At 59.7% G+C, this 16,089-nt stretch carries 11 protein-coding genes and 3 pseudogenes; 7 read left to right on the forward strand and 7 right to left on the reverse strand.

From position 1 onward, the window contains the following. Positions 1 to 123 precede the first annotated feature (123 nt). The gene (locus M1D34_RS23075) at positions 124 to 417 is read right to left on the reverse strand and encodes a YciI family protein (protein ID WP_498782329.1); all 294 of its coding nucleotides are present in this window, start codon (positions 415 to 417) and stop codon (positions 124 to 126) included. 13 nt (positions 418 to 430) lie between these two features. Continuing rightward, positions 431 to 1,011 (reverse strand): annotated as a pseudogene (locus M1D34_RS23080) (TetR/AcrR family transcriptional regulator). Positions 1,012 to 1,258: 247 nt separating this feature from the next. On the opposite strand from M1D34_RS23080, the gene M1D34_RS23085 reads away from it, so the two are divergent. Beyond that, positions 1,259 to 2,542: an adenylate/guanylate cyclase domain-containing protein gene (locus M1D34_RS23085; protein ID WP_498782331.1), complete on the forward strand. Its 1,284-nt coding sequence runs from the start codon at positions 1,259 to 1,261 to the stop codon at positions 2,540 to 2,542. Positions 2,543 to 2,819: 277 nt separating this feature from the next. Here M1D34_RS23085 and M1D34_RS23090 read toward each other — a convergent pair. The 3 genes and pseudogenes from M1D34_RS23090 to M1D34_RS23100 form a co-directional block, all read right to left on the reverse strand. Further along, a pseudogene (locus M1D34_RS23090) lies at positions 2,820 to 5,950 on the reverse strand (efflux RND transporter permease subunit). Further along, the gene (locus tag M1D34_RS23095; RefSeq protein WP_498782333.1) at positions 5,947 to 7,113 is read right to left on the reverse strand and encodes an efflux RND transporter periplasmic adaptor subunit; all 1,167 of its coding nucleotides are present in this window, start codon (positions 7,111 to 7,113) and stop codon (positions 5,947 to 5,949) included. Before M1D34_RS23095 ends, M1D34_RS23090 begins: the two are co-directional and overlap by 4 nt. Before the next feature lie 336 nt (positions 7,114 to 7,449). Continuing rightward, positions 7,450 to 7,929, reverse strand: a complete 480-nt coding sequence (locus tag M1D34_RS23100; RefSeq protein ID WP_003530434.1) for a YqhA family protein — start codon at positions 7,927 to 7,929, stop codon at positions 7,450 to 7,452. A gap of 306 nt (positions 7,930 to 8,235) precedes the next feature. Between M1D34_RS23100 and M1D34_RS23105 the strand changes: the two are divergent. The 5 genes and pseudogenes from M1D34_RS23105 to M1D34_RS23125 all read left to right on the forward strand — a co-directional run bounded on the left by M1D34_RS23105 (position 8,236) and on the right by M1D34_RS23125 (position 13,823). Continuing rightward, positions 8,236 to 9,662 (forward strand): annotated as a pseudogene (locus tag M1D34_RS23105) (basic amino acid/polyamine antiporter). Positions 9,663 to 10,068: 406 nt separating this feature from the next. Beyond that, complete coding sequence (locus M1D34_RS23110) at positions 10,069 to 11,490, forward strand: basic amino acid/polyamine antiporter (RefSeq protein WP_498782335.1); 1,422 nt, start codon at positions 10,069 to 10,071, stop codon at positions 11,488 to 11,490. Between the two features lie 15 nt (positions 11,491 to 11,505). Beyond that, positions 11,506 to 12,765, forward strand: coding sequence for an arginine deiminase (arcA, locus tag M1D34_RS23115; protein WP_498782337.1), 1,260 nt, complete (start codon positions 11,506 to 11,508; stop codon positions 12,763 to 12,765). A 109-nt stretch (positions 12,766 to 12,874) separates the two neighbouring features. Next, positions 12,875 to 13,159 carry a YMGG-like glycine zipper-containing protein gene (locus M1D34_RS23120; protein WP_498782339.1) on the forward strand — a complete coding sequence of 95 codons (285 nt, stop codon included), beginning with the start codon at positions 12,875 to 12,877 and terminating at the stop codon, positions 13,157 to 13,159. A gap of 169 nt (positions 13,160 to 13,328) precedes the next feature. After that, complete coding sequence (locus M1D34_RS23125; protein WP_498782341.1) at positions 13,329 to 13,823, forward strand: DUF1269 domain-containing protein; 495 nt, start codon at positions 13,329 to 13,331, stop codon at positions 13,821 to 13,823. 96 nt (positions 13,824 to 13,919) lie between these two features. Here M1D34_RS23125 and M1D34_RS23130 read toward each other — a convergent pair whose 3' ends face one another. Next, positions 13,920 to 14,048, reverse strand: coding sequence for a hypothetical protein (locus M1D34_RS23130; protein ID WP_498782343.1), 129 nt, complete (start codon positions 14,046 to 14,048; stop codon positions 13,920 to 13,922). Positions 14,049 to 14,234: 186 nt separating this feature from the next. Here M1D34_RS23130 and M1D34_RS23135 point away from each other — a divergent pair, with 186 nt between their 5' ends. Then, positions 14,235 to 14,873, forward strand: a complete 639-nt coding sequence (locus M1D34_RS23135; RefSeq protein WP_498782345.1) for an HdeD family acid-resistance protein — start codon at positions 14,235 to 14,237, stop codon at positions 14,871 to 14,873. Positions 14,874 to 14,948: 75 nt separating this feature from the next. Here M1D34_RS23135 and M1D34_RS23140 read toward each other — a convergent pair whose 3' ends face one another. Then, complete coding sequence (locus tag M1D34_RS23140; RefSeq protein WP_498782347.1) at positions 14,949 to 16,007, reverse strand: AI-2E family transporter; 1,059 nt, start codon at positions 16,005 to 16,007, stop codon at positions 14,949 to 14,951. Between the last annotated feature and the right edge of the window lie 82 nt (positions 16,008 to 16,089).

Raw genomic sequence — 16,089 nt, forward strand, 5'->3', positions numbered from 1 at the left:
CTGGCGCAACAAGGACTCCCTTACAGAGCGGGCGCGTCGACCGGATATCCATGCTGCAGCCGATGACCAGCATGCGCATCATCGGCTCCGAGTCGATCTATGTTCAGGCCGGAAACGGTCCGCTCATGCTGCCGACTTCAGGAAGTCGAGGACGGGAGCCGTGCGCTTCGGGTCAACTTCGTACGTTTCGGCTGTCACGACCCCCTCCACGACGAAGGGGTCGGCGGCGATGCGCGCATCGTGCGCATTACGACTTTCCCCATGAGCGAGTATCGCGCCGCCAGCAGCGGCCTGGAGCGAGCCGACGCAGAGGAACACGCCATCGGCGAATCCTCGCCCGATCCATTCGTTGTGCGCCGCCATGAATTCGGACGCGGCGTTGCGGTTCTCTGCAAATCTTAGAAAAGTGACGAACATCGGTGCTCCTTTGTCATGTAGGTTGCGAGACGTCCGGCAGGGACGCTAGCCACTGTTCGATCCCGGCTACCTCGTTGCGGATGAAGGCCTCGTCCTTGAAGGCGGTCGCCATCACCGCCACCCCCTGCGACTGGGCTAGAAGATGCAGCGCCAGCGTTTCTGCCCGATCAGCGGCGCCAAGCTCACGGATCTGTTCGGCGAGCCAGTCGCGGTAGAGACCGAAGATTTCGGTCGCGCGGCCCTGCGCGGTGTGGTCGAGCTTGGCGAGTCTGAGCAAAGCGTTCCGACTGGGCAGCCGAAGTCCATAATCTGGGCTCGGTTGGCGATCAGCATATGAATGAAGGACAGGATGCGCTCGCGCGGACCTTCGCCGTCCGCCTGCCAGCCGTCGAGCATCGCGCGTGTCCGCTCCATTCGGCGGGCAATCACGGCATCCAGTATGTCGTCCTTGGTCTTAAAGTGATGATAGAAGTTCCCGCGCGAGATGCCCAAGGCTTTGGCGATTTCGGCAAAGGACGTGGCTTCGAATCCGCTCTCGTAAAAGAGGGCATCCGCCTCCTCGACAATCAGGTCACGGGTTGAATGTGCTGGCATTTGTGGCGGCGCTCATGTTTGACACAGGAGAACTAGGACGTTTGTCCTAGTTCTGTCAAGAAGAGATAGGCGAGCAGCTTCCGCCAGCAAAGCGCTGTCAGGAGCCTGCAAGAGTGTCGTGAGCGGCCATTCGCCGGGGTCTGGCATGGTTCGCTAGCCTCCATCCGGGAATGTGATATCCTCGCCATGTGACTATGTATGCACGCACAGGGGCAAGGCTGAACAGAATTCTGAGCGAGGGGCTGCAATGGCATATTCAACGCCCGCGAATGAAGCGGAGCGGCTTGTTGCGGTTCGAGCGCTCAATATTCTCGATTCCGCGCCGGAGGTCGCTTACGACGACATTGGCGAACTGGCCGCGCAGATTTGCCAGTGCCCCGTAGCCTATGTCAGTTTGATGGACGACGACCGTCTCTGGCTAAAGGCCAAGTACGGCCTTCCTCCGAACTTTAACCAGTGTCCGCGCGAAATCGCCTTCTGCACAACGACTGTTTGCGGCACGGAAATGGTCGTTGCGCCCGATCTGCTCATGGATTCGCGCTTCAATCAGATCCCCTTTGTTACGGGCGAACCGCACTTCAAGTTCTATTGTGGCATCCCGCTTGTAACCGAAGCGGGTTATGCGTTGGGGACACTCTGTGTGATGGATTTCGTGGCGCGTCAGCTGACCTTTGAACAGGCTGAGGCACTACGCCGCCTTTCGCGTCAGGTGCTGACCCAATTGGAGCTGCGACGCAGACTTATCGAGTTCGACCAAGCATTGAAAGAGCTGGATCACGCGCATGGTGACTTGGTGGCGGAGAAGGCACGTACCGAAGAGCTGCTCATCAATATCCTTCCAATATCAATTGCCGACGAGCTTAAGAAGAGCGGCAACGTGCAGCCGAAATACGAGGCATCGGCGACGATCCTATTTGCGGATTTCAAGGGCTTTACCCTACTGGCCGAACGCATGGAGCCCGCCGCGCTCATCGGGCTCTTGGACCAATATTTCACGGCTTTTGACGAGATTGTGACACGGCATGGGCTGGAAAAGATCAAGACGATCGGGGATGCCTACATGGCCGTTGCCGGTGTGCCTACGGCCAATCGCCGGCACCCAATCGACACCTGCCTCGCGGCGCTGGAGATTCACGCTGTCACGGCCCGCATGAAGGCACAACGCGAGAAGATGCGGTTGCCGGCACTGGAGTTGCGTGTCGGAATTCATACTGGGCCAGTCATATCGGGCGTCGTCGGCCGGCGGAAGTTCACCTTCGATATCTGGGGCGATGCGGTGAACACGGCCGCGCTCATGGAGGAGAATGGCGCTCCCGGACGGATCAATGTTTCGGAAACCGTTGCCGGGCATGTCAGGACGCTATTTGAACTGGAGGCCCGAGGGACTATCGAGACTAAGCACGGGCGCAGGCTCGAAATGTTCTTCCTTGACCGCTTGAAGCCGGAGTATTCGCGCGATGCGGATGGCCGCATGCCAAGCGATAAACTTGTCGCCGAATGCAACCGATTGCTCAGCGGCTTTCCCGGCTAAACAGAGACAGACAAAAGCGGCTGGGTCGAATATGCAGATTCAAAGTACCGACATGAGCGTTCTATAGTTTCCTGACCAGTGTCCGATCTAAACTTCTGCAGCCAAGGGAGTCACGGCTATGATGACTGCCTACCCTTGCGGAAGCGGAATTTTTTGCCTCGAGGAGGTACTGCACGCACGAATAGCACTCCTTGATCCAGTGGAGTTGGCCTTGGGTAACGCTCCCCCTTGAACCGAGTGTATTGCAACGCCATCCGCTGGGGGGAAGCTTGCTGTATCACGCCTTGCGTCCTGCGCGGGTGCGGAAAAATCGTTCCTTGGCCTGCTCCCGCACGGTCTGGACCAGGACATAGAGCACGGGGATCAGAAGAAGCCCGACGACGGTACCGACCAGCAGTCCGCCGAACACGGTCATGCCAATGGCGCGGCGGCTGCCGGCGCCTGCCCCGGTGGCAATCACGAGGGGGATGACGCCGAGGATGGATGCCATTGCGGTCATAAGTACGGGGCGAAAACGTTGAGCTGTCCCCGCCGCGGCGGGTTCAGGTGTCGCCATCCCTTCATCGCGCCGTTCCTTGGCGAACTCGACGATGAGGATTGCGTTCTTCGCGGCGAGTCCGATCAGTAGAACCAGACCGATTTGGGCGTATATGTTGATGTCGATCGAGGCGAGCATCAGACCCACGAGAGCGCCGAGCACGGCGACAGAGACGGACAGCATCACCGCGAGAGGAACACTCCAGCTTTCGTATTGCCCCACGAGAAAGAGATAGGTGAAGATGAGGCCCATGAGGAGAATGAGGGCGGTCTGGTTTCCGGCCTGCTCTTCCTGCAGCGCCAATCCCGTCCACTCGAATCCGAAGCCGTCGGGGAGATTTTGCTCCGCGAGCGACGCCATGGTGGCGAGGGCCTGGCCGGTACTCGTTCCCGTCGCGGCCTGGCCGTTGATCGAGGCCGAAGGGAACAGGTTGTATCGATTGATCGCGTTCGGCCCGTAACTGGTGGAGATGTCGAGCAGTGATTGGAGCGGCACGAGCTCTCCGTTCCGGCTGCGCACCCGCAGGCGCTGAATGTCCTCGATGCGGCTGCGGAACTGTGGCTCATCCTGGATCCGCACCTGGTACACGCGCGAGAAGATGTTGAAATCATCGACATAGGACGAGCCGAGATGGGACTGCATAGCGTTGAAGATCGTCGCGGTTGAAACCCCGAGGAGCTCGGCCCGGCGGCGGTCGACATTGAGAAAGACCTGCGGGACGTCCGCCGAGAAGGTGCTGAAGACGCTGGCAAGTCCTGGGGTCTGGTTAGCCTTGACGATCAGGCCGCGCATGACTTCGGCAACTTCCTGTTGGCTCTGGCCGCTACGCGCCTGAAGCCTGAGGTCGAAGCCGCCGGTCGTGCCAAGGCCCGGTATGGCCGGTGGGTTGAACGGCACGACGGAGGCGGTGGGTATCCGGCCGAACTCGGCGCGGAGACGGTTCATGATCGCGTCGATGCTCTCCTCGGCGCTCCTGCGTTCGTCCCAGGGTTTCAGCGCTGTGATCACCATTCCGGCGTTCGAGCCGCCGCCGCCCACCATGCTACTGCCGGCGATGCCGACAGAATTCGCAACGCCTGGTGTCCGTTGCAAGATCCTCGAAACGGTATCCAGCGCCTGCTGTGTCCGCTCGAGCGAAGCGGCATTGGGCAATTGCACATTGATAAAAAGGTATCCCTGATCCTCGCTCGGCACGAATCCGGTCGGAAGCGCGCGGAACAATCCATAGACCCCGCCAAAGATCGCCAGAAGAATTACCGAAGCAATCCAGAGCCGCCGGGACATGCGGTCGAGCAACGCGAGGTACCAATTGCGCGAGAAGTCGAGGCCCCGGTTGAATGTCCCAAAGATCCGGGACCGCTGCTCGCGCGGTGGCCTGAGCATGAGGACGCACAGAGCCGGGCTGAGCGTCAGTGCATTGATGGTCGAGAAGGTAATCGTGATCAGGATGGTCACGGCGAATTGACGGTAGAGCTGCCCGGTGATTCCAGCCACGAATGCGATCGGCACGAAGAGGGCCGCAGGACCAGAGTGGTCGCCACGATCGGGCCCGTGACTTGGCTCATCGTACGGCGGGTCGCGTCGTGCACATTCAGCCGCTCTTCGGCCATCAGGCGCTTTACGTTCTCGACGACGATGATCGCGTCGTCGACGACCAGGCTGATGGCGAGGATGACGGCGAAGAGCGTAATGGTATTGGCCGAGTAGTCTAGCAGATAAAGGACGGCAAACCCGCCAATCAGGGACACCGGGATCGTCACTGTCGGTATAACGGTCGCCCGCCAGTCTTGCAAAAAGAAGTAGGTGACCGCGACCACCAGCGCAAAGGTGATCGCAAGCGTGATAGCGATCTCCTTGATCGTTTCGGTGATGAAGGCAGTTGTGTCGAAGACGATCGCATAGGCCATGTCCTCGGGAAACTGCCGCGAAAGCCGATCGAGTTCGGAGAGCACTGCCCGCGACACGGTAAGCGCATTGGCGTCGGCGCTCTGGTAGACGACGACCGTCGCGCTCGGTTGACCGTTGAAAGTTGACGCCGTGTCGTAGGATTGGGCGCCGAGTTCCACGCGCGCGACATCGCGGAGGCGGACTAAGGCACCATCCGTATTGGTGCGAACGATGATATTCGAAAAGTCCTCCTCGGTCGCGAGACGCCCCTGGGCCATGATTGTGAGCTGCAACTGTTGGCCCGATGTTGCAGGCGGAGACCCCAATTGGCCGGCAGAGGCCTGCGCATTCTGGGCCTGGATGGCGCTCGTCAGATCCGCGGCGGTGAGGCCTAGGGCCTGCATCCGGTCCGGGTTCATCCAGATGCGCATGCTGTAGGACGGACCAAAGATACCGGCCTCCCCGACGCCGGCCACGCGGGCGATCGCATCACGGATATTGTTGGCGGCATAGTTGCTGATGAATATCTCGTCGCGCGTTCCCTCGGGGGAATAGATCGCAACGCCCATCAACATGCTGGACGAGCGCGCTCTCACGGAGACCCCCGTCTGGGTCACGGAAGCGGGTAGCCGGGGCGTCGCGAGCGCGACACGGTTCTGCACGTTCACTTGCGCCAGTGCCGGATCGGTACCGACGGCGAAGGTCACAGTCAGCGAGTAGGTCCCGTTGTTGGTGCTTGAGGACGACATGTAAAGCATGTCCTCGACCCCGTTAACCTGGTCTTCGATCGGAGCTCCGCTCTCCTCCAAGACGCTCGCATTGGCCCCCGGATAACTGGCGGTGACCTGCACCTCGGGCGGCGTGATCTGCGGGAACTGCGCAATCGGAATCTGGAAGAGTGCGAGCGCACCGGCGATCGCCATCACGACGGCGATCACCATGGCAAGACGCGGGCGGTCGATAAAGTGCGCCGACAGATTCATTGGCTCGACGATCCTGGCGCCGGCGCGGCAGTATCCGTTGCGGCGTCGCCGGCCGCTACGCTCTGAGCCTCGACGACTGCTCCCGGAGAGACGCGCTGGAGGCCCTCAACGATCAGCTTCTCACCGCCCTGCAGGCCCTCCTCGACCACCCAATTCTGCCCGACCTGCACGGAGGCGCGAATGCGCCGCACAGCGGCACGGCTCTCGCCGTCGACAACGAGCACGAAGCGGCCCTCGCGGTCCTGCTCCACGGACCCGACCGGCACCACCGGGCGTTCTTCCCGCTCCGCCGGCTCGACAATCACCGTGACGAACTGCCCCGGCATGAGGAGCGATTGCGCATTGGCGAACAGAGCTCGGATCGGAAGCGTCCCGGTCTGCACGTCGATCTCGTTTTCGAAGAATTCGACGTTCCCTGACTGCTGGTAAGGCTCACCATTCGACAGGCGCAGCTTGAGGACATAGCCTTTTGCCAGCTCGTCCTTGCCTGCCCCTCCGGCGGTCGTGCGAAGGTCGAGGACAGTGCGATCGCTGACCGAGAAGACCACTCGGATGGGATCCGTCTGAACCACTCGGGCCAACGGCTCCGACGAAGGGCTGACAAGACTCCCCACAGAGTAGGCAGCGCGGCCGATCCGACCGCCGATCGGAGCCTTGATGTAGGTGTAGCCGAGATTGAGCTCGGCCTGATTGACCCTTGTCTGTGCCGACAGGACGTTTGCCCGGGCAGTGTCGCGCGCCGTCTGGCTCTCCTCGAGCAGGGCCTGCGAGACTGTGCGCTGGCTTAGCGTCTGGTTTCGCTGGAACTGCCGTTCGGCATTGTCGAAATTGGTCTGGGCGCTGACCAGGGCCGCTTGTGCATCCTCGAGCGCAAGCTCGTAAGTCGTTCGCTCAAGGGTGAAGAGATCTTGACCTTTCTCGACGTTCTGGCCCTCGGCGAAAACCCGCCTCTCCAGGAAACCTTCGACCCTGGCTCGGATATCCACGGCGTTGAGGGCTTCGACACGGCCAACGAATTCATGGGCAGGAGATACATCCTCGACTTGAACGGTCATCACGCCGACGACGGGCGCGGTCTGCGCGACACCGTCTCCAATCGAGCAGAGCAGGAGACCGCTTACCCCTAGAACGAAATCCACAGATCGAAATGCCGTTTTGAACATCGAAGACCCCGCTTCGCGTTTCCGATCCAAGCCTCCTTTGGAGAGCCAAGCTATCAGGCCGCCTGTCGCGGCCTTGCGATAAAAGAAGAGCCCTTGGGGGCGCCTGTCGAGACCTGCGGCACGCCGGAAGCACGATCGCTTCATCTAGTGTGGCCTCAATCGGTAACCCGCTGGGAGCAGCTTACGAGAGGTAGGCACGTTCACGGTTGCACGGCGGACGCCGCAACGCCAGAAGTGTATGGCATTAAGAATAGCAAGTTATACGCGCAAAGCCAGCTTGCTTCAAGAAAAATGAGCCGCTCGCCAGCTGGCACTAACGCGTTTTCGGCACTGCTTCTATTTCGGACCCAAATCGTGCGTCGAACTTGCAACAAGCTTCATCGCCGCCGCCAGGAGAAGTGCCGCGCCCGGCAGCACGAGGCCGTTCCAGTCCAGCATCCCCTCGGTCTCTGCCACGACGGTCGCGAAATGAACGACGAGATAAAGGATGATCACCTCGATGAAGAGGATCTTCATTTCCGCGACGGTGTTGAGGATCATCCATCGCGGCACCCTCTTACGGACTTCGTCCGAGACGTCGATGACGAAACCGAACGTGATCGCATAGCCGAAAATGGTGAGCACGATGCCGAAAAGAAACTTGTCCGTCGCACGCAATACGGCAGCGGTCACCGAAAGCTCCGGCTCTGTTCTGACGAAGGTGAAGGCGTTGCGCAAAAGAAGCGCGCCTTCAAGAAACATCAGCAGCGCACCGCCCAGGACTCCGATGGACGCGAGGATCATGATGTAGCGGATGCCTAAGAAAAACGAGATCATTGGCCTTGCTGCCTTTCTGCAGCGGGTCCGGGGCACTCTCATTAGGAGGGGGCGCTTCCCGTTCGAACGCTCTCCCTGACAGCGGCAGCTCGACGGCTACCCAAAGCGGTGGAATACCGTTCACCCACAGTTCCCGGGCGCTGGCGACACGCAAATTAACACAACTAGCTCTGGTCTGGTCCCCTGGGATTTTACAGCTTGAAGTTTTGAAGCAAAAGGTACAACCTTTCGGCCCTACCACCTAGGGGCGGCTCATCAGTAAGTGCTTTTCGTTCAATCAGGCAACCGTGCGCAATCGGAGGCCGCGTGACCAGCACTGCTCAGAAACTTTCGCTCGCTTCGCTGTCCGCGCTCGTCGTGGGCTCCATGGTGGGAGCGGGCATATTTTCGCTGCCGCGCACCTTTGGCGATGCGACTGGTCCGTTCGGAGCGATCGTGGCCTGGTGCATCGCAGGGGCGGGGATCTTCGCTCTGGCTCACGTGTTCCGGGTGCTCGCGGAACGCAAGTCGGATCTCGATGCAGGCGTCTACGCGTATGCGAGCGCCGGCTTCGGCGACTATGCCGGCTTCCTTTCGGCTCTCGGCTACTGGCTGGTCGGCTGCATTGCCGATGTTTCGTACTGGGTGTTGATCAAGGCCACCCTCGGGGCCTTCTTCCCGATTTTCGGAGACGGCAACACGATCGCCGCTGTGCTTGTCTCCTCGGTCGCGCTGTGGGGCTTCCACTTCATGATCTTGCGAGGGATCAAAGAGGCAGCGGCCATCAATACTGTCGTCACCGTGGCAAAGATCGTCCCCATCCTGATCTTCATAGTCTCCTGCTCGGCGCGTTCGAGACCGACCTCTTTCGCAGCAATTTTTGGGGCGGCGCTGACATGCCCGAGGCGAGCCTTTTCGAGCAGATACGTGCGACCATGCTGGTCACCGTTTTCGTGTTCATCGGCGTAGAAGGCGCGAGCGTCTATTCGCGCTACGCGCGCAAACGTACCGATGTGGGCGTGGCCACCACACTGGGCTTCGTAGCCGTGCTGGGACTGATGGTGTTGGTAACGCTGCTGCCCTACGGGGCCCTCGAACGACCCGAAATCGCGGGCATGCGGCAACCCTCGATGGCTTCCGTTCTGGAATCCGTCGTCGGGCCATGGGGCTCCGTCTTTGTCAGTGCCGGTTTGATCGTATCCGTGCTCGGAGCGTATCTGGCATGGTCGCTGATCTGCATCGAAGTGCTCTTCTGCGCCGCCAAAAACGGAGACATGCCGAGCGTACTCGCCAGGGAGAACAGCAACAACGTTCCGGCTGCGGCTCTTTGGCTGAGCAATGGAGTGATCCAGCTCTTCCTCATTAGCACCCTGTTCTCGGAAGACGCGTTTCGCTTGATGGTAAACCTGACGAGCGCAATGGTGCTGATTCCATACCTGCTAGTGGCAGCCTATGGCTTTCTTGTCGCCAAGCGCGGGGAGACGTACAACATCAGACCGAAGGAACGGTTCCGCGATCTGATCTTGGCGGGCGCCGCCACGGTCTACACGGCCTTTATGATTTATGCCGGAGGCCTGAAGTTCCTGCTGCTTTCCGCCATTCTCTACGCGCTTGGAACGGCCCTGTTCTTCTACGCAAGACGCGAACAGAAGAAGCCGCTCTTCAGCCCTCGTGAATGGCTCGTCTTCATCGCTGCAGTGGCCGGATGCCTTTTCGGCATCTACGGTCTCGTGACCGGCTCCATCACTATATAGTTTTCACAAATCGGGGCGATCCAGGCCTCGCCGATCTTTCGCTTAGAGACACTACGCTGGCCCTCCTGCATGTTTCCTTGAACCGGAGTCGACTTGAGAAAAAATACAGTAATGCAAAACGTTAGTGTCCCTTACCGGTATGAAAGGCGCTGTAGCTGACACGTCCTTGCGCAGGCTTTTCGTCAGCAAATCGATTCGCTCTTGCAATTTTGAGTATTACACGTTAACATTGTGATTAATCCAAGTATGCTACAGAAGTGGCGCCAGAAGCCGATAGCAGCTTCAATATCCCACGCCGGCTTGCGATATCCGTAATTTCACTGGCTAAACAAGCGATCTCCAGAGTTGTTCGCGCGTCCGCACCTCCGCAGACGCTTTTTCCATTGGCGAATCCGGAAGTAGAGCGATGGCGCAGAAGCTTTCCCTGTTTGCTCTGACTGGCATGGTCGTCGGTTCAATGGTCGGCGCGGGCATCTTCTCGCTCCCGCGGACATTCGGCGTCGCAACAGGGCCGTTCGGCGCAATCATCGCCTGGTGCATTGCGGGCGGCGGTATGTACATGCTGGCGCGCGTCTTCCAATCGCTGGCGGAACGCAAACCCGATCTTGACGCCGGCGTTTTCGCCTATGCCAAAGAAGGGTTCGGCGACTATCCAGGCTTCCTATCCGCCTTCGGCTACTGGATCGGCAGTTGCATCGGCAACGTGTCATATTGGGTGCTGATCAAGTCCACGCTTGGCAATTTTTTTCCGATCTTCGGCAACGGCAATACTGTCGTCGCTATTCTCGTCGCTTCGATCGGCATCTGGCTCTTCCACTTCATGATCTTGAGAGGCATTCAGCAGGCGGCCTTTGTCAACACCGTCGTGACCGTCGCGAAGGTCATCCCGATTATTGCCTTCATCATCATCCTGTTCTTCTTCTTCAAGCTCGACCTGTTCCGGCTCAACTTCTGGGGTGGCGAGGGGATGCCGGAGGCAAGCCTCCTCCAACAAATCCAGGCGACAATGCTGGCGACGGTCTTCGTCTTCATCGGCATCGAAGGCGCGAGCAACTATTCGCGCTATGCGCAGGCGCGCTCCGATATCGGAACGGCCACGATCATGGGCTTCATCGGCGTCAGCGCGCTGATGGTGCTGGTCACGCTGCTGCCCTATGCAGCCCTGACGCGCCCCGAGATCGCCGCCATGAGCCAGCCTTCGATGGCCGGAGTGCTTGCTGCCGTCGTCGGCCCCTGGGGTGCGGTTTTCATCAGCATCGGGGTGATCGTCTCGGTGCTTGGCGCCTATCTCGCATGGTCGTTGGTGTGCGCGGAAGTGCTCTACGTGGCCGCTCGCACGGACGACATGCCCCGGCTTTTCGGCACCGAGAATCAAAACAAGGTGCCCGCAGCCGCGCTATGGCTTACCAACATCGTCGTCCAACTGTTCGTCATCAGCACCTACTGGTCGCAGGACGCGTTCGCGCTGATGCTGAACTTGACGAGCGCAATGTCGCTGATCCCCTACATGTTCGTGGCTGCCTTCGGGTTCATGCTGGCTCATCGCGCCGAGACTTACGAGGCCCGGCCGCGTGAACGCACCCGCGACCTGATCATCGCCAGCATCGCCGCCGCCTACACATTTTTCATGATTGTCGCCGGCGGCATCAAATTCGTCCTCCTGTCGGCTCTTCTGTATGCCCCTGGCACGATCCTCTATTTCTGGGCCAGGCGCGAGCGGGGCAAGCGGGTTTTCAACACATCCATCGACTGGCTGATTTTCGCGACTGCAGTCATCGGCTGCATCGCCGCGATCATTGGATTGTCCACCGGCTACCTGACGATCTGAAAAAGGAGATGTGCCATGTCTTCTGGAAGCTCGACCCAGCACACTTTCGGCGTACATTCCGAGGTTGGCCAGTTACGCAAGGTCATGGTCTGCGCGCCGGGGCGTGCTCATCAACGGCTCACGCCGAGCAATTGTGACGCCCTCCTGTTTGACGACGTCCTCTGGGTCGACAATGCCCGGCGCGATCATTTCGACTTCATGACCAAGATGCGAGACCGCGGCGTCGAGGTTGTTGAGATGCACAACCTGCTGGCCCAGACCGTGGCAATTCCCGAAGCCAGGGAGTGGATTCTCGATAACCAGGTCGTGCCTAACCAGGTCGGGCTTGAGCTCGTAGACGAGATCCGCAGCTACCTCGAAGGGCTGCCCGACCGTGAGCTTGCGGAGACCCTGATAGGCGGACTGTCGACCCATGAATTTCCCGAGACGCACGGCGGCGAAATGTTGGAACTGATCCGGGACGCTGCTGGGGTCGCAGAGTATCTCCTGCCGCCGCTGCCCAACACGCTCTATACGCGTGATACCACCTGCTGGATTTACGGCGGGGTGACGCTCAACCCGCTTTATTGGCCGGCGCGCCACGAGGAGACCATCCTCGCCGCCGCCATCTACAAGTTCCACCCGGATTTTGCCGGCAAGGTCAATGTCTGGTGGGGCGACCCGACCAGGGACTGGGGGCTCGCCACACTAGAGGGCGGCGACGTCATGCCGATCGGCAAAGGCAACGTGTTGATCGGCATGAGCGAGCGAACGTCGCGGCAAGCAATCAGCCAGCTCGCCGCAACCCTGTTCGAAAAGGGCGCTGCGCAGCGCGTGATCGTCGCCGCAATGCCAAAATTACGTGCGGCCATGCACCTGGACACGGTCTTCACCTTCGCCGACCGCGACTGCGTGCTTGTCTACCCCGACATTGTCAACGAAATCGAGGCATTCTCCTACAGACCCGGTGAGAAACCGGGCTCCCTCGAGCTCCACAAGGATCGTGGCTCGTTTGTCGAAACGGTGCGGGACGCCCTGGGCCTCAAGGAGATGCGCGTGGTCGAGACCGGCGGGAACGCCTATGTGCGCGAACGCACGCAGTGGGATAGCGGTGCAAATCTCGTCTGCCTCTCCCCCGGCGTGGTGCTGGCCTACGACAGGAACACCTACACCAATACGCTTCTACGCAAAGCGGGCGTTGAAGTGATCACCATCACGGGCGCCGAACTCGGTCGCGGACGCGGCGGTGGCCATTGCATGACCTGCCCAATTATTCGCGATGCGGTGGACTATTAATCAAGATCGGCGGTTCCTGGCCCGGAGCGACTGTAGCCCTGCCCCAAATCGCCTGATCACTAGGCCCGATCTTGCAGAGATTGGCCGCTCTCACAAAAGGAGAAATGCCATGGCCCGAAGGACAATACTCACGCTTGCGGCTGTGGCCGCGATTGCCGGTGGGTGCGCCACCGAACAGAACCAACGCGGCCTGGGCGGAGCTCTGATAGGCGCCGGAACAGGCGCGGTGGCGGGCCAGTTGATTGGAGGGAACACAACGAGCACCGTCGCCGGTGCGGCTGGCGGAGCCCTGGTTGGGGCCGCGGTCGGGACTGCAACGACCCCGTCTTACAACCGTGGCAACTGCAGATACAGACAGCCCGACGGCACAATCATCATCGCAAGGTGCCGATAGACCGGCCGCCTGGCGCTCGCCGCAACCTCATGCCCGGGAAGGCGGTGAGTGCCTGCGCGGATCGTCACAGTTGGGCTTTCAGGGTGCGCGCCAGGTTGCCGCCAAGCGGAAACTCGTCATCACCGGGACGCGTCGAGAACTTCGCAACTCAAGTAAATGGGAGTTAGTCATGTCCAGCCTGATTGCCATTATTTATCCCAGTGAAGACAAAGCCGAAGAAGTCCGAAAGCGGCTGATTGAGCTGCAGAAAGAATACTTGCTCACGTTGGGCGACGCAGTGATCGCGACAAAGACAGACGCGGGCAAGGTCAAGTTGAATCAACTGATGAACCTAACTGCGGCTGGTGCCGCTTCAGGAAGCTTCTGGGGATTGCTCGTCGGTGTGCTGTTCCTCAACCCGCTGATCGGGGTGGCCGTAGGTGCGGCGTCCGGAGCGATCGGCGGCGCGTTGAGCGATGTGGGCATCAACGATGACTTCATGAAGGAACTTGCCAGGGGCCTTCAGCCCGGCAATGCGGCGCTGTTCGTGCTGGTGAAGGAGATGACTGAGGACAAGGTTCTGAAGGATATATCGCCGTTTGGCGGCACCATCCTGAGAACCTCTCTGGATGAAAGCAAGGAGCAACTACTGCGGGAGGCCTTGCAGAAAGCGAGCGCCGCTTAGACGCCCTTCGCGCTGGTGACAACCGAACCGGACGCGCAGAAATTGGATGCTCACATGGCAGGATACGGCGAAAACTTCAACCTGATGAAAATGAAGCTAATCGGCTTCGGGAGTCTCATTGTTGGTTTCCTCGTCGCGGCGTCCGGCTACCGATATGGCTCGTTTGGAATCGGATTGGCAGGAGTAGTCCTTCTGCTCGTCGGCATAGCTTTCATAGTGGGCCACGTCCTTCGCCGAAATGAACGGCGATAGTGCGATTTGCGCCGGGCGCTGGCTGCAGGCGCAAGGTCCGCACAGACGTCTGTTCGCCCGCGGATCGATGCGTCTGCGCCGTTGAAGCGTCTTGCCGATGATCGCGCCGGTTCTCGGAGCATAGTAGTGGCAACGAGCAGCCGGAGTGACGAGGAAGCCATGGCATCTTATGACACCATGCCGGTCAATGCAGGTGGCGACCCGAGCGGCCCCCCGCCTTCGGTTCGGGTGGTGCTTGGCGGCGTCATGCTCCTGGCGGGACTGGTCGTCCTGACGGATGTGGCGTTTGCATCAGTCGTTACTCCGGTCTTCGTCGGAACCGCTGCCATCTTGGTCGGCGTATTCGAAATCGTATATGCCTTCTGGGCGAGACGATGGGGTGGCTTGTCATGGCAAACGCTGCTCGGATTTTTATATATCGCGCTTGGCTTGATGCTCACCGACGTCGCCGGCTCGAGCGTGATGGAGGTGCTCACGAACATTGTGGCCCGCTCTTTGCGTACACAAGAGCTGTTGCAAACCTACACGGTCGGCCTGCTGTTCATCCTCTCAGGCGTCGTCAGAATCCTGCTCAGTAATAGCTACTGGCGTGAGGCAGGATGGCCCATGATGCTGTCGGGAGCCTTCGGCGCCGCAGCGGGACTTGTCGTCCTGGCCGAGTTCCCGAAGATGGGTCTTTGGCTCCTTGCGCTCTTGCTGGGGATCGATTTCCTGGCGCATGGCGTGGCTTGGCTGAGATTCGCATTTTTCCCCCGGCCGGACGAAGGTGGAAACAATCCGGCATCGCCACCCGCCTGACTGCCGGGACTGAATCGGCGCTATCGTGTGATCGCTTGACCCACATAGCCGCGACGGCTGACGATGACGACCGTATTATCCGGTGGGCGTCGAAGCGACCTGATCGGCTGCCATCTCCTGACCGAACAATTCCGAAAGCCACTTGCTGGACGGATGCTGGTTGCAGAAAGTCAGCAACGCGATCGTTATCGGCACGCCGATGAAGGCGCCGAAGATCCCCCAGAGATACCCCCATAAGAAAACGGAAAACAGGACCATGACAGGAGACATTGACAGCGCGCTGCCTGAGGCTCGTGGCTCGATGTAACTGCTCACGACGAACTGAATGAGGTTCAAGCCCGTAAAGACAATCAAGACGGTCTCCAAAGTCCCGAACTGGATAAGAGCAAAGAGCGTCGGAAACAAGGTGGCCAGAAGCGGCCCAAGAAAGGGGATGTAGTTGAGAGCGAACGCAATGAAGCCCCATTCCTCCGCGAGAGGCAACCCAACAGCGCGGGTGAAAATCCAAACCAGAAGACCTGTGACGACACTCATCACCGTCCTGATCATCATGTAACGGCGGATCTTTATAGCGGTTTGCTGGCTGCCATGAAGAAGCAGTGCACTGGCTGTCCGGTTTCGCAGCGCCTCGATCCTGCGCCCGAAAGCCTCCACCTCCATCAGCCCGAGCAGGACATAGACGAGCGCGATCAGCCAGAAACTGAAGGTGCTGTTAAGCCGGCCGCTTGCGGCCTGCACAGTACGCAAGACCCAGCCAACGCCGAAGTTTTCCGACCAAAGCACGCCAACCGCGACGCCGTGTTCCTCGAGCCAGAGGCGAACCTGGTCATAGACCTGCTGAAAACGCGCAGCATCCGCGATGATCCACCGGCCGACGTGCCCGAATGCCCAGGCTATGAGCCAGCCGAATGCGACAATGGCGAGCACGACCAAGAGGAAGCTGATGATGAGCGCCAAATAGCGAGGGAGCATAGTCTGCAAGCGGCACTGCGTCGGCCACACAAGCGCGATAATAAATAGCGCAAAAGCTACGGGGGCAAATATCGAACTTGCCATCGAGAGCATCGCAAGCAGGAGCAGTGTCGCGATCAGAATTTGGGTAATGTAAATTATCTTGATTCTTGCGGCGGGCATGCACCTACCTCTCAGACGATCTCCGCAGTCATCAGTAGCATGCGACGACAGCAATCTTCGGTGGGGCCATCAGGCAGTCGAT

This window comes from Ensifer sp. D2-11 (assembly GCF_054161295.1).